At 52.1% G+C, this 18,943-nt stretch carries 17 protein-coding genes and 3 tRNA genes; 2 read left to right on the plus strand and 18 right to left on the minus strand.

Annotated elements, in window-relative coordinates; all coding sequences use genetic code 11:
* Nucleotides 1-23: 23 nt before the first annotated feature.
* The 10 genes from AACH41_RS13790 to AACH41_RS13835 form a co-directional block, all read right to left on the minus strand.
* Complete coding sequence (locus tag AACH41_RS13790; protein WP_338655781.1) at nt 24-641, minus strand: hypothetical protein; 618 nt, start codon at nt 639-641, stop codon at nt 24-26.
* The gene (locus tag AACH41_RS13795; protein WP_338655783.1) at nt 641-2,131 is read right to left on the minus strand and encodes a hypothetical protein; all 1,491 of its coding nucleotides are present in this window, start codon (nt 2,129-2,131) and stop codon (nt 641-643) included. Before AACH41_RS13795 ends, AACH41_RS13790 begins: the two co-directional genes overlap by 1 nt.
* 2 nt (nt 2,132-2,133) lie before the next feature.
* The gene (locus AACH41_RS13800; RefSeq protein ID WP_338655784.1) at nt 2,134-3,333 is read right to left on the minus strand and encodes a type II secretion system F family protein; all 1,200 of its coding nucleotides are present in this window, start codon (nt 3,331-3,333) and stop codon (nt 2,134-2,136) included.
* Nucleotides 3,334-3,337: 4 nt separating this feature from the next.
* Nucleotides 3,338-5,032, minus strand: coding sequence for a GspE/PulE family protein (locus AACH41_RS13805; protein ID WP_194749128.1), 1,695 nt, complete (start codon nt 5,030-5,032; stop codon nt 3,338-3,340).
* Nucleotides 5,033-5,049: 17 nt separating this feature from the next.
* Entirely contained in the window at nt 5,050-5,760 is a 711-nt protein-coding gene (locus AACH41_RS13810; protein WP_338655786.1) for a hypothetical protein, read from the minus strand.
* The gene (locus AACH41_RS13815) at nt 5,757-7,679 is read right to left on the minus strand and encodes a hypothetical protein (protein ID WP_338655787.1); all 1,923 of its coding nucleotides are present in this window, start codon (nt 7,677-7,679) and stop codon (nt 5,757-5,759) included. The genes AACH41_RS13810 and AACH41_RS13815 overlap by 4 nt, the downstream gene beginning before the upstream one ends.
* A gap of 109 nt (nt 7,680-7,788) precedes the next feature.
* On the minus strand, nt 7,789-8,763 hold the full coding sequence (locus tag AACH41_RS13820) for a GGDEF domain-containing protein (protein ID WP_338655788.1): 975 nt from the start codon (nt 8,761-8,763) through the stop codon (nt 7,789-7,791).
* Between the two features lie 142 nt (nt 8,764-8,905).
* Nucleotides 8,906-8,981 (minus strand) — tRNA-His (locus tag AACH41_RS13825).
* A 25-nt stretch (nt 8,982-9,006) separates the two neighbouring features.
* Nucleotides 9,007-9,083 (minus strand) — tRNA-Arg (locus tag AACH41_RS13830).
* 40 nt (nt 9,084-9,123) lie between these two features.
* Nucleotides 9,124-9,200: transfer RNA gene (locus AACH41_RS13835), tRNA-Pro, on the minus strand.
* A gap of 83 nt (nt 9,201-9,283) precedes the next feature.
* Between AACH41_RS13835 and folD the strand changes: the two genes are divergently transcribed.
* A complete protein-coding gene (gene folD / locus AACH41_RS13840; RefSeq protein WP_338655789.1) occupies nt 9,284-10,141 on the plus strand; it encodes a bifunctional methylenetetrahydrofolate dehydrogenase/methenyltetrahydrofolate cyclohydrolase FolD in 858 nt (285 codons plus the stop codon).
* 142 nt (nt 10,142-10,283) lie between these two features.
* Nucleotides 10,284-10,706, plus strand: a complete 423-nt coding sequence (dksA, locus tag AACH41_RS13845) for an RNA polymerase-binding protein DksA (protein WP_018986915.1) — start codon at nt 10,284-10,286, stop codon at nt 10,704-10,706.
* 86 nt (nt 10,707-10,792) lie between these two features.
* Here the strand turns inward: dksA and AACH41_RS13850 are convergent, their stop codons facing one another.
* The 8 genes from AACH41_RS13850 to AACH41_RS13885 form a co-directional block, all read right to left on the minus strand.
* Nucleotides 10,793-11,920, minus strand: a complete 1,128-nt coding sequence (locus tag AACH41_RS13850) for a deoxyguanosinetriphosphate triphosphohydrolase (protein WP_338655791.1) — start codon at nt 11,918-11,920, stop codon at nt 10,793-10,795.
* A gap of 12 nt (nt 11,921-11,932) precedes the next feature.
* The gene (gene aroB / locus AACH41_RS13855; RefSeq protein WP_338655793.1) at nt 11,933-13,012 is read right to left on the minus strand and encodes a 3-dehydroquinate synthase; all 1,080 of its coding nucleotides are present in this window, start codon (nt 13,010-13,012) and stop codon (nt 11,933-11,935) included.
* Nucleotides 13,000-13,542, minus strand: coding sequence for a shikimate kinase (locus tag AACH41_RS13860; protein ID WP_194748987.1), 543 nt, complete (start codon nt 13,540-13,542; stop codon nt 13,000-13,002). Before AACH41_RS13860 ends, aroB begins: the two co-directional genes overlap by 13 nt.
* Nucleotides 13,543-13,623: 81 nt before the next feature.
* Nucleotides 13,624-15,918 (minus strand): type IV pilus secretin PilQ, encoded by a 2,295-nt coding sequence (gene pilQ, locus AACH41_RS13865; protein ID WP_338655794.1) that lies wholly within the window; start codon nt 15,916-15,918, stop codon nt 13,624-13,626.
* Nucleotides 15,915-16,445 (minus strand): pilus assembly protein PilP, encoded by a 531-nt coding sequence (locus tag AACH41_RS13870; protein ID WP_338655795.1) that lies wholly within the window; start codon nt 16,443-16,445, stop codon nt 15,915-15,917. The genes pilQ and AACH41_RS13870 overlap by 4 nt, the downstream gene beginning before the upstream one ends.
* Nucleotides 16,442-17,086, minus strand: a complete 645-nt coding sequence (locus tag AACH41_RS13875) for a type 4a pilus biogenesis protein PilO (RefSeq protein ID WP_194748990.1) — start codon at nt 17,084-17,086, stop codon at nt 16,442-16,444. Before AACH41_RS13875 ends, AACH41_RS13870 begins: the two co-directional genes overlap by 4 nt.
* Nucleotides 17,087-17,092: 6 nt before the next feature.
* A complete protein-coding gene (locus tag AACH41_RS13880; RefSeq protein WP_338655797.1) occupies nt 17,093-17,683 on the minus strand; it encodes a PilN domain-containing protein in 591 nt (196 codons plus the stop codon).
* Nucleotides 17,680-18,753, minus strand: a complete 1,074-nt coding sequence (locus AACH41_RS13885; protein ID WP_194748992.1) for a pilus assembly protein PilM — start codon at nt 18,751-18,753, stop codon at nt 17,680-17,682. The genes AACH41_RS13880 and AACH41_RS13885 overlap by 4 nt, the downstream gene beginning before the upstream one ends.
* Nucleotides 18,754-18,943 lie beyond the last annotated feature (190 nt).

Here is an 18,943-nt window from a genome sequence, read left to right on the forward strand (position 1 = left end):
TCTTTGAAAATGTGAACAAACAATCATGGCTGCACAGGCGACGGATTGGGAAACACGTCAGGGAAATTAAACAGATGAAGCTCACATTGCACATCAATCTGCACGAATGACGGCGTCACTGTCCAGACACAATGATGGACTTTAATCGCACCTGCATATTGTTTGGCCAACGCTTGTAACCATGCCAATATGTCTGCTTCATGCTTGACCGACCATGCGAGCTGTAGACGGCTAAGCATCACTTTGATGTCGGCTTGCTGGCCAGTGGATGCTTGCGGCAAACACAGGGTAAGGTCACAAGGAGTGGTCGGCAAGAACTCATAGCGTAGATGACTCAGGCCAGATGCCTGTTGCATTTCGGCAAGGGACTTTTCCCATGCAGGCACATTCAAGGGCGACATCACCCCGATGTTTTGCCATTGCTCGCGAAGCGCCAAATAGGTAGCGATCTCTGCAGTAAAACGCTGCTGATAAGCCGCTTGTCGTTGCCGTTGCTGCCACTGTGCCTCAAGTTGAGACAAGACTTGTTCGGCTTCTTCACGTCTTTGATACTGCAACAGGGTACACACCACTAACAAGCTCATCACGCCTAACCAAAACAAGAAGGTTTGTTTTAATGGCGCCCACACTTGCCGAACCATCACCACCCCTCCTGTTGCACGGCTGCCCAAGTCAGCGTGAGCATCGGCTGCAACCCCAGCATGGCTAGCGGATCTGTACTGCCCTGGCGACCATTCGTCGTGCTTTGCTGACTGGAGTTCTCTGTTTGCAGCTGCTTGACTGATGGCAACTGATTTAAACGCTGCATCAACTGTTGCCATTCAAGTACGGCACGCGTGTGCTGACTTGTTTCTAATTGTTGAAAAGTCATTTTCAATGACTGAGTTTGATGCGCATCAGGGTCTGCTGATTCAGGAGGCTCTGCCTGCCATTCGAGTCGGATCAGTTGCCAATCTCGCAAGCCAGTCAGCATCGGCTGCAAGTCATGCAAGGCTTGATCGGGCAATCGGGCGGAGGCGCTGATCGCTTGCATCGTGCGGGTTAAGGCATGAATCGCTGGCAATTGTTCAGCGCGCAGCCCCCCGGCGAATGGCATCGCCTCTGGCTCACCCAGCTGGGCCTTCACCAGCCCGGCTTGCGTATTCATTTGCTGAGTTGCCAGCGCATTGAAGCCGGCTAGCAGCGCCAATAGCAACGCAAGCCCCACGCCTGCCACGTGGATATTTCGTTGTAACCGCTTGAATTTCTCTGGCAAGAGACTGGCCTCAGGGGCCAAGTTAGGGAGCGCCTGGTCTGCCAATATCGCATGCATGGCGACCCACTCGACCGCGCGGAGACCGGTAGGGAGCGAGCCTTGACCCACGGCCGCAATGAGCGCGGCCTCAGTCAGAGGTTGATATTGAAAAGGGGCGGGGAAGGTGAGCCTCTCAGCCTGCTGTATTTCTGCAATGATGCAAAACACCGGCAGACTTGCAGATTCGGATAAGCCAAACTGGCTAACCAGCTCACGATGCAACTGAGTCAGCGCCGGGATCACAGAAGCCACATCGTGTATCCCTTGTGTTGTCATTGAAAGGCGGCGCCTTAAACACAACCGTTGATGCTTGAAATAACTCAAGTACAGGGTCGTATGCTCAGCGTGCACACAGATACAATCACTCAGGCGTTGAGCGTTTGCAGGCAAGCAATATGGCAACAATATTGCCTGCGTGTAAATGCCTTGCAGGCTGAGTGCTGCCGCTTGCAGCGCGGGCAAGCAGTGGGTCAGTGGTGGGGAAAACAGCCCGGCAAACAAAAAACGGTTTTCTAAACGACTCGTCTTGATCGTTTCCAGTAGAAAGGCGGTATGCAAGCCTTGTGCATGTGGCCAAGCCGCCAGCTTGCGCTTGAGTAGTGCACGACCAGCCGCCCCTCGCACCACAGGCATCAGCTCAAGGTGATAGCACTCCTCTGGCAGATCGGTTAACACCGCCACACGCGCGCCTGGGAAAGTTTGCAGCCACCCTAACATGGCCGCTAGCCCTGCTTCATCTGGACCAAACGAACGCAGCTCGCAATACTGATTGCGCTTAAATAAGACCAGCCGCCATGCTTGCGCATCAATCAGGAGAATGAAGCGCTGGGCGGACATCTTTAGTACCTGATGGTTGAAAAGCTGTCATAGACCGGCAACATGACGGCGGCCATCAAAAACAGCAACATCAACCCCAGTGAAATGGTCAGCGCGGGCTCCAACATGCGCAATAGCGACTGGATCCGCGCTTGCACGTCCCGGTCATAATAGTCAGCCAACTGAAACAACATGCGATCCAGTCCACCTGTGGTTTCACCCACCTTGAGCAGGTGTAGCATCAGTGGCGGAAACTGCCCGGTAGCCGCAAAGCTGGCGGTGAGGCTTTCACCGGCCTGTACGCGCGCAGACACATCCTCAAGTGCGCGGGCCATGACACGCTGCGTCAGCAAGGGCTGGCACCATTGCAATGCCTGTAACAGCGGAATCCCGACCTGGTACATCAATCCAAGAAACCTGCACAGCCGCGTGATCACCCATGCTCTTAGCAAGCGGCCAAACACCGGCAATCGCAACATCATGCTATCCCATTTATAAGCCCATTTTTCCGAGTGCCGCACGATTAGAGTCACACTCACCAGGGACAGCAATATCGCCAATAGCAGATAAGCCCCATAGTGCATGACACCCTCTGACAGGGCTAACAAACATCGTGTACTCCATGGCAGAGACTGCCCCAGGCTTTGCAAAAAACCTGCCATTTGCGGCACCAGAAAGGTCAGCATCACGTATGCGGCAATCATCACCATCACGCATAACACAGCGGGATAGCTCAGTCCCCGCTTGATTTGCGCACTCAGCTCAAATTGCCACGTGAGGGTGGCCTTCAATTGGCCAAATGTTTCAGGGAGCTGACCCGTCCGTTCACCAGCATTGACCAGTTGATAAAACAAGGCTGGGAAGACCTTGGGCTGCGCTTGCAACGCTTGTGAAAGTAATTTGCCCGCCTCAAGATCGCGCAACAAACCACGTAAGGCCTCGGCCATCACCGCCTGTTCGGCTTGTTCTGCCGAGACCGCAATGGCCTGACAGAGAGGCAAGCCGGCTTGCAATAGCTGCTCCAGCTGCACACAAAACACGATCAACATTTTGGGGTGCACGCGTGGCTGTCGCCAGCGCAATGGCTCACCCAGCTTCACCGTCAGCAATTCCAAGCCTTGCTGCTGCAGGGATGCAGCCAGCGCCTCTTCAGAGTCGGAGGTGCCATAGCCCCGTGTTAAGTGGCCCGTCTTATCAATCGCGGTGTATCGGTAGCTTGTCATCGTTTTAAACAGGCCTGCTTACATCCAGCACATTGGCCTCAAGCACACTTAAATCGACCACTCTTTTTAATTCTTGCAGACTAGTTTCGCCTGCCATCACTAATCGCACCCCCTCCTCGGCCAGCGTGGTGTAACCATATGATCGTGCGTTCTGCTGTAACCTTGGCAGCGAGAGTGGCGTGAGCGCCTCCTCCAAGCCAGAATGCATGGACAAAATTTCCATCACCACAGTCCGGCCTTGATAACCACTTTGTCGACAATGCTGACAACCAACCGCTTCAAAACACGTGAAACTTTCAGGAATGCACGCTGAATCGATGTATTGAAACATGGCTAAAAGGTGTGGGTCCGGGGAAGCTTGGCGCTTGCAGTGTTGACATAAGCGTCGCAATAAGCGCTGGGCAATCACCCCAACTAGGCAACCGGCCAGGGTATGCGGCTGAATCCCCAAATCCTGCAAGCGTAAAAAGGCAGCTGCAGCATGATTGGTATGCAAGGTGGTCATCACCAGATGTCCGGTCATGGCGGCGCGCACCGCCATAGCGGCCGTGGCTTCATCTCTGACCTCGCCAATCAGCATAATGTCGGGGTCTTGTCGCAAAATGGCGCGCACACCAGTGACAAAATCCACCTTATTGGCTTCGTTGACGGAGGTTTGCCGCATTAAATGGTGCGGATACTCAACCGGATCTTCCAGGGTCATGATATTCACCCCGGTCTGATTGAGATGCCCAAGCATGGAATAAAGCGTAGTGGTTTTACCGCTCCCGGTCGGGCCCGTCACGATTAACAAGCCCTCCGGTTTTGCCAGCATGGCTTTTAAAGACGCCAACTGCGCGCAGCGTATACCCATCTGCGACAGCGGAATAATGGATTTATGCCTGTCCAGCACGCGCAGCACCAAGTTTTCACCATGCAGGGTAGGATGACTGGAGACCCTGAAATCGACCTCGCGCCCGCACAAGAACAGATTCACGCGGCCGTCTTGCGGCATACGCTGCTCAGCGATATCCATGCCAGCCAAGACTTTGAGGCGCACACACATGGCGGGCCAATAGCGATCGTGCAAACAGCGGATCTGCCAAAGCACGCCATCAATGCGGTAGCGTATCCTGACAAACGCCTGTTCAGGCTCGAAGTGGATATCCGAGGCGCCTTGTTTGACGGCATCGACCAAGATGGCATCCACCAGCCGGATCACGGGATGAGAGGCGGAAGCCACCGGCGAAAGACTAACTGCAGCCTCTTGCTGCTCGATTTCCTGCAACAAGCGCTCTAGCGACAGGCTATGTCCATAACACCGATCCAGCGCCTGCTCTATCTGGACTTCGGTCGCCAGAACAGGCGTCAGTGTAATGCCACCACCTAATAAATGTTTCAGTGCTTCAATCGCGTGTGCGTTCTGGTGATCCTGTACCGCAATCCGCAACGATTGCTGATCTGGTGTCAGATCAAGCGGTAACAAGCGATGTTGCCTGGCAAAGGTTTCTGGCACTTTGGCGATCCACGCCGGGTCGGGCATCACATACTGCAAATCCATACTCTCTTGCACATGCAGCTGTGCCAGCACGTCTCTCACCATGGCGTCGGTGACAAAGTGCAGCCTGACCAACTGCTGGCCAAGCAACAATTGCTGCTTGCGTTGCTCGATCAGTGCGATATCAAGCTGATCCGAAGTAATCATGCCTTTCGTCAGCATCCACTCTCCGATCCGCATCACTCTTGCTCCAGTAGTTGCGCAAATAAAGCAGCATTGGCTTCGATCCCTGGCATCAATTGCCAAACGCGCAGCCAATAGTGCTCGTATTGCGCCTGGTCACCCAGCCGTTGGCTGATATAAAGCATGCCGACCAAGGCCTCGAGTTGATGCGGATCTTGCGCCAACAGTTGCGCATAAAGAGGCTGCGCACTTTGCAGTTTCTCCTGCTGTAATGCCGTACGCGCCTGCGCCAACAAGCTGATGGACGACAAGGTCGGCAATGGTCCTCGCTGTACCTGCATGACCCAACGAGGCGGGTTATTTTGACGGAGTGAGGGTGATGGGCTCTGCGCAGGCTCACTCTGACTGGGTGTGGCTACGGAAGGTTGCTCAGCTTTTGCTGGCGCATGTAAAGCAAATACGCTAGGTTCCTCCTGCAATCGAGACTTTTGCTCACCGATTGGTGACGGCTTAACCGGAGTGACGAATGGCTTTGCATCTACCCATCTGGGCGCAGCATGATTGTCCAGCGCGGATGCCGCTGAAAAGATATCCCAGCCTTGTCGCACTACGCAGCAAGACGCAATGATCAGCATCAGCCACAACAATCCCATGATACGCCGCTCAAGCTGCTGCCAATCGGTGATCATCAGCGATTTTGCATATGCATTTTTATTTAAGCGCAAGGGGCGTTTTGAATCAGCCAGCCATGCTCGAACATCCATCATGATGGCTCCTCGACATTCATTTCAAATGCATCAGTAGGCAAAGCGTCAGGCAGCAAGGGTTGAAACGATCGCAAATCGCCCGTGTTAACATCGGCCCGACCAATCACGGTGGGCCGCAAAAAAACAATCAGCTCGGTCTTTTTGGCGGCCTGATTTTTGCCAATAAATGCCTGACCGATGACAGGCAATCGCGAGAGGCCAGGCACGCGGTCACTAAATTCACGCTGATCATCCTGCATCAGGCCGCCCAAAACGGCGATATGGCCGCTGGCGACATTGAGCACAGACTCCATTTCCCGTACCTGGATTTCGGGCACGCTACTCACAATCCGACTGCTGCCACTGCCTAATTGCGGATTGGGGTCTTCGACATAGCGCAGCACCTTGGACACCGTCGGCCTGACATTTAAATTGACGCGCTGGCGACTATTGATTTGTGCCGTGACAGCCATGACCAAGCCTACCGGCACCGTATTGGCCGTGGTCGTTACCGCTTGCAAGTTGGCACCGCTATTACTGCTGCTTTGCGAAATTTGCGACTGGATGGTGAAGTAGACCAAGTTATCGACCACCTTGAGAATGGCCGTCTGATTATTGAGCACCATGAGCTTGGGACTGGAGAGGACACGCGTTTTACCAAACTGCTCAAGTAGGGTGACACTGGCACTTAAATTACCAAAGCGGCTGAGAGGATTTAAGTAGCTCAACATAAACGCCACGTTGCCATTATTCTGGCCCAAGGCATTTTTACTATTATTGCTCTCCCACTGACCAGTGGCACGGTTAAACTGGGCCGCATCGCTGCCCAAAGATTGCGAAAGCAGCCAGCCTCGTTGTTGCGCCGAGGCAGACAAGCGGCTCCAGTCTATGCCCATCTGAAAACTTTTATTGAGCTCCACCTCCACAATGGTGGCTTCAATCAAGACCTGCCTGGCGGCAACCTGCATCACAGATTCCAGATAGGCTTTGACTTGCGCCTGCTGACTCTGCGAGGCACGTATGGTCAAGATGCCAGTTTCGGCGTTTGCAATCAGTTTGGAAGCCCGCCAACGGCGTTGCGCTTGCTGCGTCTTTTCTTGCAATGGCGACGGTAAGATGGGTTCAGCTGATGTTTTGAGTTCACTGACTTCGGCACTGCCTGGCGTGCTATCAGAACCGCTCGATGGCATGATCACGGTTGCGGGCAGGTGATCCATCACTTCTGCCCGTGCACTACCGGCTTTATCCGTTTCATCCAGCAGAAGCTGTACATTGTCTACCACGCTCTCCCACAGGTGATAGCGGGATTGAGAGGTGACTGCGGTTCTGGAACTATTACTACTGCCGCCTTGTGCCGGCAATGCTTGCACCTGCGCATTACTGTTACCGGCTGCGGCCATGCCTCCACGGCCAGCGCCATTGATTTCACTGGCCACGCCAATATAGCCATAGGTATCGCGGCTCATGTTCACATAATTGAGTTTGTAGCTACGGATCACCGGCGTGTCCGGTGTCACCAGCCACACCCCGTCTGACCATTCATAATACATATCGACTTGCCTGGCCATGCGCGCAAGAATGGCGGCCACCGACTGCTGCTGGGCATTTAAAGTGACTTTACCGCTCAAGGCTGGATGCACATCAAAATTCAGGCCGCTTTCTTGGGCCAGCGCAAACAGGACCTCCTGTACGGGTGCTTCGCGGACAACCAGATTGATCAAGACGGTGGGTATAGCAGACTTGAGCGCGGGGGGCTTGATGGCTGGGGTAGAAACAATGTCTGCCGTATCAATTTCCGGGAAGCTAGCCGAACCGTTGTCGGCCTGAAGGGTTGAGGGCAGTGAAGGTAAATGCAACTGCGCATGCGTAGCGCTGCCCAGGGACTGGCTTTTACAGGCAGCGAGTCCAATCACCAACCACAGGATGAGCGCAATACGCATCAACCCCCTCCAAATGATTATTGACATTTTTTAACATATATTAAATATAAGCAATGTTAACTGTCAATCCATCCGGCGCAATCTGGTCAACCAGTGCGAGAGAGGGCGTTTAAAAAAGCTCGATTTCGCCGCTAATGATGCTGTAGTTGAGTAAGCCTTGTTCAACCAGGGATTCGTAGCAGCAGACCTGGTCTCTGCCATGCTCTTTGGCATAATAGAGTGCTTCATCTGCCCGCTCCAGCACAGTGTTCGGCAGCAAATGCGGTGACATTTTGGAATAACCGATACTGATGGTGACTCGCCCGACTTGCGGGAAACGATATTCAGCAAGGGCTTGCTGAAAGCGCTCTAGCAGCATGACGATGTCATCTTTGTCAGCACATGAAAACACGCCCACAAACTCTTCACCACCAAAGCGGAACAGCAAATCGCCATCGCGGAAGGTTTCCTGCATGAGGCGGGATAAAAGCAGCAAGACTTCATCGCCAATCAAATGACCATAGCTGTCATTGATCTTTTTAAAGAAATCGATATCAAAAATGACCAGATAATGGTGTAACGGAAACCGGAATTCTGGCTTGTAGTCATTAAGCAAAATCTTGCTCACACACTTATCAAAGGTTTTGCGGTTAAGCAATCCAGTCAGTGCATCCCGCTCGTTTTCAATAATCAAGCCGGCATAGTGATTAAATACCTGCAAACACTGTTCTACCAGCGCGATCGCTTCTGCGGATAACTGCGCATGCTGAATCAACAGTATGGCATTTTTATGGGCAACACTTTGCTTGAGCGGAAAAATGTGCAATTTGCCCGCTGCAGTGTCCAGGCAAACAGATTGCCGAGTTTCCTGATCCAGGTAATTTAAAAGCAACGCATAAACATCGCTAGGCCACGCTTCAAAAGCAGGATCCATCTCATCTTGAGAGTCCATCACCGAGACCAACTGCCGACGCGACAATACCTGCATCCGGATCGGCTTTTCCTCGGCAGCAAAAATACACATCCAGTGCTGCATCAACGAAAGCAGCGCTGGATCCAATGCAAGGCTCTCCCTGACCTGTGTCAGGCCGATCAGGCTTTGCATAAACTTTTTCAAATTTAAATGACTAGGCATGTGTTCGACAGATGTTGTTTCGAACACTTTAACAAAGGGAAGAATGATTCTTAATTAGGAAAAGAACCGATTTGTAGGACTAAATTGTGAGGTTGAAGCAGAAAAGTGAAAATGGGGTGGCTAATCGGGCTCGAACCGACGACAACCGGAATCACAATCCGGGGCTCTACCAACTGAGCTATAGCCACCACTGAGAGAAATTGGCTGAAATTTTGGCCTGCCCGACAGGAATCGAACCTGTAACCCCCAGCTTAGAAGGCTGGTGCTCTATCCAGTTGAGCTACGAGCAGATAAAGTAGTTACATGCCGATCAGGCAATCCAGAGAAAACTGGTCGGCGTGGAGAGATTCGAACTCCCGACATCCTGCTCCCAAAGCAGGCGCGCTACCAGACTACGCTACACGCCGAAAGCAGAAATATAACCGATTTCACGAATTTGTGTCAATCTCGATGTGATAAAATTATCTTTTTTACGACAAATTTTTTGCTCATGAGCGCTCAGATTATTGATGGCAAGCAAATTGCGAATCAACTATTAGAAGAAATCAAATCCAAAATCGACCAACGGCTAGTTGATGGCAAACGTGCTCCTTGCCTGGCCGTTGTCCTGGTCGGTGATGATCCGGCTTCGGCCATTTATGTGCGCAACAAGCGTCTGGCTTGCGAAAAAGTAGGGATCGTCTCAATTGCGCATAACCTGCCAGCCAACACCACGCAAGAGGCCTTATTCGCGCTCATTCAAACACTGAATGCCGACCCTGACACTGACGGCATTCTGGTGCAATCCCCGCTCCCCCATCATATTGATGAGTCTGCCATTCTGGCGCTGATAGATCCGGGCAAAGATGTGGATGGGTTTCACCCCTACAATATAGGCCGCCTGGCGGTACGCCAGCCCTTATTACGTTCCTGCACGCCTTACGGTGTCATCAAGATGCTGCAAGCCAGCGGGATCGCGATCAAGGGGCTGGACGCCGTTGTCGTTGGCGTATCTAACCACGTTGGGCGCCCCATGGGCCTGGAGCTTCTGTTGGCCGGGTGCACCGTCACCAGCTGTCACCGGCACACCAAAGACTTACAAAGCCATATTAGTCGTGCCGATCTCATTGTATCCGCGGTGGGCAAGCCTGGCTTGGTCAAGGGTGAGTGGATTAAACCTGGCGCTATTGTGGTCGATATTGGGATTAATCGCCTGCCTGATGGCAAGATCACCGGCGACGTTGACTTTGCGATTGCCAGCCAGCGTGCCAGCCATATTACGCCGGTGCCTGGTGGCGTCGGCCCAATGACTGTAGCCACACTGATGGAAAATACCTTGAAGGCGCTGGAACTCAGTGAGCAAGCTTAAGCCGAAGCAGTCTTGCCCTTGCGAATAGGCTTTGCAGGGGTTTGAAACTGGTGTAAACTCGCGCGATTGTTGATTGACGTAATGCAATAAACCATGCCTCTACAGGCATTCACTATTCGAAGTTTCGTTCGTTGGAACCATCATGGCAGATACCGTTAACAAATCCTTTACCCCTTACCAGCCCGCCGCCGGTGAGGAATACATGAATAAAAAGCAGCAGGATCACTTCCGCAAAATCCTGAATGACTGGAAAGCAGAATTGAGTCACGATATTGATCGTACCGTGCATACCATGCAGGACGAAGTGACCAGCTTTGCTGACCCGAATGACCGTGCCAGCCAGGAATCTGACATGGCGCTAGAACTGCGCAACCGTGACCGTGAGCGCAAACTGATCAAGAAAATCGACGAAACCTTGCGTAACATTGACAGCGGTGACTACGGCTACTGCGAAGGCTGCGGGATCGAAATTGGCCTCAAGCGCCTGGAAGCACGCCCAACCGCCACCTTGTGCATAGACTGCAAAACGCTGGATGAAATGCGCGAGAAACAAGTCGCCAAATAAGGCTAAAGCTATCAAGCAATAAAAAAGCTGCCTAAGGGCAGCTTTTTTATTGCACTTGTTTTATTGCATCGCAATGCATCCACGCACTACCAGTGCTCCTCAACCGCAAACAAGCGTTTGTGCTCACGGATGGCATAACGGTCAGTCATGCCGGCAATGTAATCAGCCACCGCCCGCGCCTGATCCTGCTTGGCTGCCAATTGGTGCTCGTCAGGCATCAAGGCCGGATTATCCATAAAGGTCTTAAATAACTCTTCAATAATCCGCCTGGCCTTGGCACTCATGCGATTTACCCGGTAGTGCTGATAGAGGTGCTTGCGCAAAAACTGTTTTAATTCGTGATTCTTTTGCACGACCGGCTGGCTAAAGCCGACTAGGTAGGCGGGTGCTTTGCGCACATCGTCTACGCTGCCCGGATTCAACTGCGCAATCGCTTGCTGGCTATGCTGACATAAATCAACCACCAGCACATTGATCATGCGGCGGATGGTTTCATGGATGAGCCGTTTTTCCTCAATCTCGCCATATTGCTTTTTAACCTCATGCATATTTTCGGCAAATAGCTGGATATTGGATAGCTGTTGGATGGTGATGAGGCCGGAACGTAAGCCGTCATCCACGTCATGATTGTTATAGGCAATTTCGTCAGCAAAGTTGGTGACTTGGGCCTCAAGGCTGGGCGACTCACCGCGCAAGAAACGTTCACCGACATCGCCTAGAAGTTGCGCATTTTTGCGCGAGCAATGTTTGAGGATGCCTTCACGGACTTCGAAAGTGAGGTTTAAGCCATCAAAACTGGCATAGCGGTTTTCCAGCAGATCGACCACGCGCAAGGACTGCAGGTTGTGCTCAAAACCGCCATAGTCTTTCATGCAATGATTGAGCGCATCTTGTCCGGCATGGCCAAACGGGGTGTGCCCAAGATCATGCGCCAGCGCGATAGCCTCGGCCAAATCTTCGTGCAAGCCCAAGGTGCGCGCGATACCGCGTGTCAGTTGCGCGACCTCGATACTATGCGTCAGACGCGTGCGAAACAGGTCACCTTCATGGTTTACAAATACCTGCGTTTTGTATTCGAGCCGCCTAAAGGCTGTGGAGTGAATAATCCGGTCACGGTCACGCTGAAAAACATTGCGCAACGGGGACTCCTGCTCGTCGACCTTGCGGCCACGAGACTGTTCTGGATGGGCAGCAAAAACGGCGAGTGTCATCATGGGCTTTCTGAATCAGGCCGCCAGCGACAGCGTCTGTTTAAGTTTATCTGCATCGTAATCAGCCGTGATCACGGCTTTGCCTATCGCCTGTTGCAGAATCAGGCGAATGCGGCCATCGGCCACTTTCTTGTCCAGTTGCATCAAACGCAAATACTCATCCGCGCCCAAATCAGGGGCAGTCACCGGCAAGCTGGCGGCTTGCATGATGGTTTTGATACGCGCGACTTGTGCCGCATCCAGCCAGCCCATGCGTTGCGATAAGTCAGCCGCCATCACGGTACCCGCTGCCACTGCCTCGCCATGCAGCCAGACACCGTAACCCATGGCGTTTTCGATGGCATGACCAAACGTATGGCCCAGATTGAGCAAGGCACGCTCGCCTTGCTCATGCTCATCCGCAGCCACCACTTCGGCCTTGTTCTGACATGAACGGTAAATAGCATAGCTGGCTACTGCATGATCCAGCGCCATCAGAGCGGACATATTGATTTCCAGCCAATTAAAAAAATCAGCATCCCGAATCAGCCCGTACTTGATAACCTCAGCCACGCCGGCAGACAACTCGCGTTGCGGCAAGGTCCTCAAGGTATCAACATCCGCCAGTACCAGCTTGGGCTGATAAAACGCGCCTATCATGTTCTTACCGAGCGGATGGTTGATGCCGGTTTTACCACCGACACTGGAGTCCACCTGCGAGAGCAGAGTAGTAGGCACCTGAATAAAAGGCACGCCGCGCAAATAGGTTGCCGCAGCATAGCCGGTCAAATCGCCAATCACCCCTCCACCCAACGCAATCAGCGTGGTATTCCGCTCGCAGCGGTGTTGCAACAGATGATCATAAATCGTTTGCAAGGTCTCATTATTTTTATAGGCCTCGCCATCCGGCAAAATGATTTCAATCACGCTCACGCCTGCCTCTCGCAGCGGCTGGGCAATACTCTGCATATACAAAGGCGCGACCGTTGTATTGCTGACAATCGCCACTTGCTTGCGCTTGAGGTGAGGCAATATCAGGTCTGCCTGATGTAACAGGCCATTCCCAATATGGATAGGATAGCTACGGTCAGCCAGGCTGACGGTTAAGGTTTGCATGACGGCTCCAACGCTTTCAGGGCGCTCTCAATTTTTTGGATAATCACTGCGACTGGCTGATGACCGGTATCGACGATCAGGTGTGCAGTCTCGGTATAGAGTGGATTGCGGGCATGGAACAATTGTTCCAGCTTGGCTTTGACATCGACATTCTGTAGCAGCGGTCGGTTTTTATCATTGCGCGTGCGTAAATACAGCTCATTCACATTTGCACGCAAATAAATCACATAGCCATATTTTTTGAGAATTTCGCGGTTTTCCGGCGCGATGATGGCACCGCCGCCAGTGGCCAGCACGATATTCTCCTGCTGCGCAAACTCCTCTAGCGTGGCGGTCTCGCGCTTGCGGAAGCCAGCTTCGCCTTCCAGCTCGAAGATGGTCGGGATTTTAACGCCCGTGCGCTGCTCAATGACATGATCCGTGTCGTAGAAGGTCTTGCCCAGACTTTTGGCAATCAATTTGCCAACTGTGGTCTTGCCTGCCCCCATCAACCCGATCAAAAAAATGTTATTTGGTATTTGCGTACCCATAAAAATGCCCAACTGTTCAGTTGGGCATTTTAAGGCAAAGCCTGTCTGCTGTCAGTAATCGTTCAGCAAGCCATGCAATGATCAGTTCAAGGCCAGCGTTTCGTCCATGACTTTAGGCGTGATAAAGATCAGCAACTCCGTTTTATCTTCCTGTCTGGTGTTGCGCTTGAAGGCATAACCCACCACAGGCAAGTCACCAAAAAATGGCACCTTGTCCGTAGATTTACGCGACACTTGCTCATAAATCCCACCTAATACCACGGTCTCACCGTTACCCACCAGCACTTGCGTTTGCACGTTTTGCGTGTTGATCGCGACACCGCCGGGGGTATCCTCACCCTTACTATCCTTGCGCACATCGAGATCCATAATAATTTTCTGGTCTGGTGTAATTTGTGGCGTCACCTCCAGGCTCAACTCGGCCTTTTTAAAGCTGACGGCTGTCGCCCCACTGCTGGTCGCAGTTTGGTATGGAATCTCCACGCCTTGTGCAATACGGGCTTTTTGCTGATTGGCTGTGGTCACGCGCGGACTTGAAATCACTTTGCCGCGTGCGTCGGCTTCCAGTGCAGACAATTCCAGATTCAGCAGCAAGTTAGCCGAGAGCTTGAGCAAACTGAGTGCGATGCCGCCATAAGCATTGGTGACCGGCAGATTGGACATGAGATCAGGCTGACCATTGGAGCTAATTGTGTAGTTGGCGGTCGGAAGTGCATTAGACCCACTAGCGAGTCGGTCAGTATTCAAGGATAGGGCCTGCATAGTCCCTCCTTGGTTACCCAAAGTAAAGGTACTTGGCGTCGTTGGGCTCGTCGACGGTGTAAAAGCGGTCGGTTTATTTCCCAAGCTCCCTCCAATTGAAATCCCTGTCCCCGTACCTGGTGTACCGGTCTGTGAAATACCAAACCGTGCGCCCAACGCTTTGGAGAAGGTATTTGAGGCAATCACCATGCGTGACTCAATCATCACCTGCTTCACAGGTACATCCACCTTGTTGATGATGGCTTGCACCTCATCCAGCTTTCTCGGCGTATCCTGAACGAATATCGTGTTTGTCCTGGCATCAAAGGTCACACTGCCACGTTGAGACAAAATACGGTTCATCCGTCCGCCTGAAGAGCCGCCAGCACCACCACTCATGGACAAGCTGGCGCCACCACTGCTTCCGGTGGTGCCCGTACCACCCCCTAGCAGCATATTCCTGAAGTCCATGGCTTTCTGATATTTGAGCGAAAAGACTTCTGTACGTAATGCTTCCAGAGTCTCGCGCTCGGCTTCTGCGGTCAGCTGTGCCTTCTCTTTCGCGGCAAACTCCTCGGCCGGTGCAATCGAGATCACGCTGCCATTGACGCGCATGTCCAACCCCTTGCTTTTCATGATCACATCCAGCGCCTGATCCCAGGGCACATCTTTCAGACCAATGGTCACGCTACCCGAAACCGCATCGCTGACCACAATATTTTTACCGGTGAAGTCAGCGATCACTTTCAACACATCCCTCACATCAACGCGCTGGAAGTTAAGCGATAACTTTTCACCTGCATAGCCCTGCTTGGAGCCTTGAATCAGCTTGTTCGGGTCTTTTGCCAACGGACGGATATCCACCACCAACCGTTTATCGGTCTGGTAAGCAGATTGCTCCCAATCGCCTTGCGGTTCAATCACGATTTGCGCTTGATGCGCGTGACGTAAAGCGTCCACATACAACACGGGGGTATTAAAGTTAATCACATTTAAACGGCGTTGCAGCGCTTCGGGCAACTCGGTATCGGCGAAGTCAATCACCACGGTTTTACCGGCATTACGTACATTCACGCCCACCCGGCTATCCGACAAATCAACCAGTATCCGGCCTTCACCATTTCTGCCACGCACAAAATCAATGTGCTCAATTTTATGTGCGGCACCCGACGCTTGCTCCGAAAAGCGTTTCGCTGCAGCCGCAGCGACTGGCACCTCCTGAGCCTCCTGAATCAACCCGACCATCAGGGATGAACCCTGTAATTGCAATTGGTGCTGTACAGATTTGGTTAAATTCAACACCACACGACTACGGTCATTGCTTTGCGCAATCTGTACCGACTTCAACACCCCCTGATTGATCGGGATCACATTTTTGCCTGTCGCATTGATGGCATTCGGCAGATCAAAAACCACTCTGGGCGGATTACTTAAGGTGAAGCTAACAGGCGCGCTTGCCAATGGTTGCGACAACTGCAACTGCACATTTAGCTTGGCACCGGGTTGCAAGGTAGCTTCAACGGCCTGCAGCTGGGTTTTTCCGTCTGTTTGTTCTGCTGCCACAAAACCAATTTGGGCAGCCATGGCGATCAGCAATGCCAATCGGACAATATGATTAGGAAATATTTTCATCATTGATGTTCCTGCAGTTCCAACGTTGTCATTTGCTCAGACCATTCACCGCTAACCGGGTCTTGAATCGTCTCTTTTACCTTCAGTTCATATTTCAGGCTTTGTCGGTTCTCACCCAAAGCCGTGACCACACCAAACCGCTCTCCCAAATGAGACCCCGGCCTGACCTGGTAAATAAGGTTATCCGACGTTTGGATAGTGGCAAACATGCTGTTTTTCTTGCTCATCACGCCGACAAACTTCAGGCTTTCGAGCGGATAGGCTTCCAGCGGCTCTTTAGGCCGCTTCAAGTCAGGCTGATTCGTGTTGTGTACTGCGGCCTTGCGCGGTACAAACGGATCATGCAACACACCGTCTGCGTTGTATTGTTTGGGCGCAAACCCTTGTACCTGTGGCAATGCCTCTATCGGCGCCACCACGGTCTGGTTTGCTTCATTCATAAACTGGGTGAGATCATCATCCTGCTTACTACCGCATGCGGTCAGCAGGAGCACCAATCCAACCGGGATCCATTGCAGATTGATCGTCATTTTTTAGCCGCCTTGCTTTCCAGTGCCTTACGCGCCGCCACTTCCTCGGCATCGAGATAGCGATATGTTTTGGCAACGGCCTCCATCACCAGCATGTCTTTATGTGGCTGCTTGTCATCTTTGCCTGCAGGCTGAATATGCAAATTATGCAAGGTCACGATGCGTGACAGCTTGGCAACCTCTGTCACAAAGGCGCCCAGATCATGGTAATGCCCCAACACCTTGATATTGATGGGCTTCTCGGCATAAAACTCGGCAAATATTTCAGGCAAAGGCACAAAGCCTTCAAATGAAAGTCCCTGGCTTAATCCAGCCTGATTGATATCGGTCAGCAAGCCATCCATTTCGGATTTATCCGGCAATTGTTTCAACAACGTGCCAAAGGTATGCTGAATCTCGACCACCTGTTGCTCATAGGCATTCATTCTCAAAGCCTGGACTTTCTTGGCCAGGTATTCATCACGCAGCCCCTGCTCTTTTTCCTTTTCTGCTTTTAATTCCTTGAGATTGGGATTGAGCAGAAACAAGTAGCCAAGTAACAGCAAGGCAGCAGCCAGCATCGCCAGCAAGGCCGCCTTCATTGGCACCGGCAAGTTACCGGCATTTTTTAAATCAATATTGTTAAAGTCAGACAATTGCATACGAGGTCATCCTTTAGCCGGCACTGGGGTTTGCTTGTCCGCCGTAGGGGGAGCATCCCGCTTCAAGGTCACGCGCAAGACAAACTCATACTCCTTGATTGCTTGTGCGTTTGTGATGGCTTTGATTTCAACCAGGTTAGGGCTGTGCATAATGGTTGAGCTAGCCAGGTTATGCACCAGCGTCGCCACTCGGGCATTGGTATCGGCCACACCTTTGAGCTCAATTTCATCCTCAAGCTGTTTTACGCTCTTGAGATAGACACCTTCGGGTTGCTGTCTGGCCAATTCATCCAAAATGAGCACCGCCTGGTTACGGTCACTTTGCAAGCCCTCAACAATCTGCTTGCGCTCCAAAACATGCTTGATCTGGTCCTTCAGTTTGCCAATATTGGCAATTTCGTTATCCAGCCTTGCCATTTCGTCTTGCAGCCGCTGATTCCGTGCTTGCTGTGCCTGGATTTTGCTGTGGATATAGCTCCAGCTCACAAATAAAATGGCTGCGGCGGCGACGGCCACCAATGCCGCCATCAAGCCAAACTCACGTTGACGCTCGGCACGCCGGATCTGACGATGCGGCAACAAATTGACTTTAATCATGCGTCCACCCCGCGTAACGCTAGACCACAGGCAATCATGAGGGCTGGGGCATCGGTCTCAAGCTGGGAAGGTTTAATCTTGCTGGCCAGCGCCATGCCCTGAAAAGCATTCGCCACCAAACTATGCACGCCGGTTTTTTCTTCAATGAGTGCCGCCAAGCCATCGGTTGCGGCCACGCCACCGGCCAACAACAGATGATCAACTTTGTTGTATTGGGTGGAGTTAGTGAAAAATGAAACGGCTCTGGCAGCCTCGGCCGCCAGATTTTGTAAAAACGGCTGCAACACTTCCTGCGCATAAGAAGCTGGCAATCCGCCTTGACGCTTGGCGATTTCGCTTTCTTCAGGCGACAAGCCAAACCGGCGCTGAATCTCTTGCGACAAGGTCGCCCCACCAAAGGCTTGCTCTCGTGCATAGACGGAGTGTGTGCCTACCATCACATTGATATGGGTAACAAAGGCACCGATATCCAGAATCATGGTCACAGTTTTTTTACTGTGATCAGGCAAATGTCTCAAAATCTGACGGTAAGCCGTTTCTGTCGCATAGGCCTCAACATCCATGATCTGCACCTTGAGCCCGGCTTCTTCAGCCACGGCCACCCGGTCATCGATTTTTTCTTTCTTGGCCGCCACAATCAGCACCTCCACTTCATCGGTGCTTTTCCCCATCGGGCCCAAGATCTGAAAGTCCAGATTCATTTCGTCGAGCGGGAACGGGATGTACTGATTTGCCTCAGACTCGACTTGCAGCTCCATGTCTTCTTCGCGCAATCCGGCAGGCATAATCACGCGCTTGGAAATCACCGCCGCAGTTGGCAGGGCCAAGACTACCTGACGCGCACGCGAACCCAGCAATCGCCAGGCGGCACGCATGCTCTCAGCCACCTGGGTGAGATCATTGATATTGCCGTCACTGATTGCGCCTTTAGGCAACGTGACATTGGCATAGCCATCCAGCCGGAATTGCTGCTTGCCAATGGCACTAAGCTCCACCATCTTGACGGCGGTTGCACTGACATCCACACCAATAAAACTGGTTTTTTTGCGCTGTAAAAAGCCCAGACTCAACGGTATTGCCCTTCATAAATAGTTACATGCCCGACTTGCTATGCATCATCCATGCCAACTCATGCATTCGAGTGGGTAAACAATGGCTTACATGTATTTTTGCGAGTCAGGGAATTCCTGATTATTTGCATGATTCCATAATTAACTGCCTATGAATCAGCAAAAAAAGATTACAATTCATAGGTAATTC

The organism is Methylophilus sp. DW102 (assembly GCF_037076555.1).
Lineage (GTDB): Bacteria > Pseudomonadota > Gammaproteobacteria > Burkholderiales > Methylophilaceae > Methylophilus > Methylophilus glucosoxydans.

Excerpts from the sequence above, each read along its gene's own strand:
- AACH41_RS13850 (WP_338655791.1), bottom strand. The coding sequence starts at position 11,920 with ATGATGACACTCGCCGTTTTTGCTGCCCATCCAGAACAGTCTCGTGGC.
- folD (WP_338655789.1), top strand. The coding sequence starts at position 9,284 with ATGAGCGCTCAGATTATTGATGGCAAGCAAATTGCGAATCAACTATTA.
- AACH41_RS13880 (WP_338655797.1), bottom strand. The coding sequence starts at position 17,683 with ATGATTAAAGTCAATTTGTTGCCGCATCGTCAGATCCGGCGTGCCGAG.
- AACH41_RS13815 (WP_338655787.1), bottom strand. The coding sequence starts at position 7,679 with ATGCGTATTGCGCTCATCCTGTGGTTGGTGATTGGACTCGCTGCCTGT.
- dksA (WP_018986915.1), top strand. The coding sequence starts at position 10,284 with ATGGCAGATACCGTTAACAAATCCTTTACCCCTTACCAGCCCGCCGCC.
- AACH41_RS13875 (WP_194748990.1), bottom strand. The coding sequence starts at position 17,086 with ATGCAATTGTCTGACTTTAACAATATTGATTTAAAAAATGCCGGTAAC.
- AACH41_RS13795 (WP_338655783.1), bottom strand. The coding sequence starts at position 2,131 with ATGTCCGCCCAGCGCTTCATTCTCCTGATTGATGCGCAAGCATGGCGG.
- AACH41_RS13870 (WP_338655795.1), bottom strand. The coding sequence starts at position 16,445 with ATGACGATCAATCTGCAATGGATCCCGGTTGGATTGGTGCTCCTGCTG.
- AACH41_RS13805 (WP_194749128.1), bottom strand. The coding sequence starts at position 5,032 with ATGCTGACGAAAGGCATGATTACTTCGGATCAGCTTGATATCGCACTG.
- pilQ (WP_338655794.1), bottom strand. The coding sequence starts at position 15,918 with ATGATGAAAATATTTCCTAATCATATTGTCCGATTGGCATTGCTGATC.
- AACH41_RS13860 (WP_194748987.1), bottom strand. The coding sequence starts at position 13,542 with ATGGGTACGCAAATACCAAATAACATTTTTTTGATCGGGTTGATGGGG.
- AACH41_RS13810 (WP_338655786.1), bottom strand. The coding sequence starts at position 5,760 with ATGATGGATGTTCGAGCATGGCTGGCTGATTCAAAACGCCCCTTGCGC.
- aroB (WP_338655793.1), bottom strand. The coding sequence starts at position 13,012 with ATGCAAACCTTAACCGTCAGCCTGGCTGACCGTAGCTATCCTATCCAT.
- AACH41_RS13790 (WP_338655781.1), bottom strand. The coding sequence starts at position 641 with ATGGTTCGGCAAGTGTGGGCGCCATTAAAACAAACCTTCTTGTTTTGG.
- AACH41_RS13800 (WP_338655784.1), bottom strand. The coding sequence starts at position 3,333 with ATGACAAGCTACCGATACACCGCGATTGATAAGACGGGCCACTTAACA.
- AACH41_RS13820 (WP_338655788.1), bottom strand. The coding sequence starts at position 8,763 with ATGCAAAGCCTGATCGGCCTGACACAGGTCAGGGAGAGCCTTGCATTG.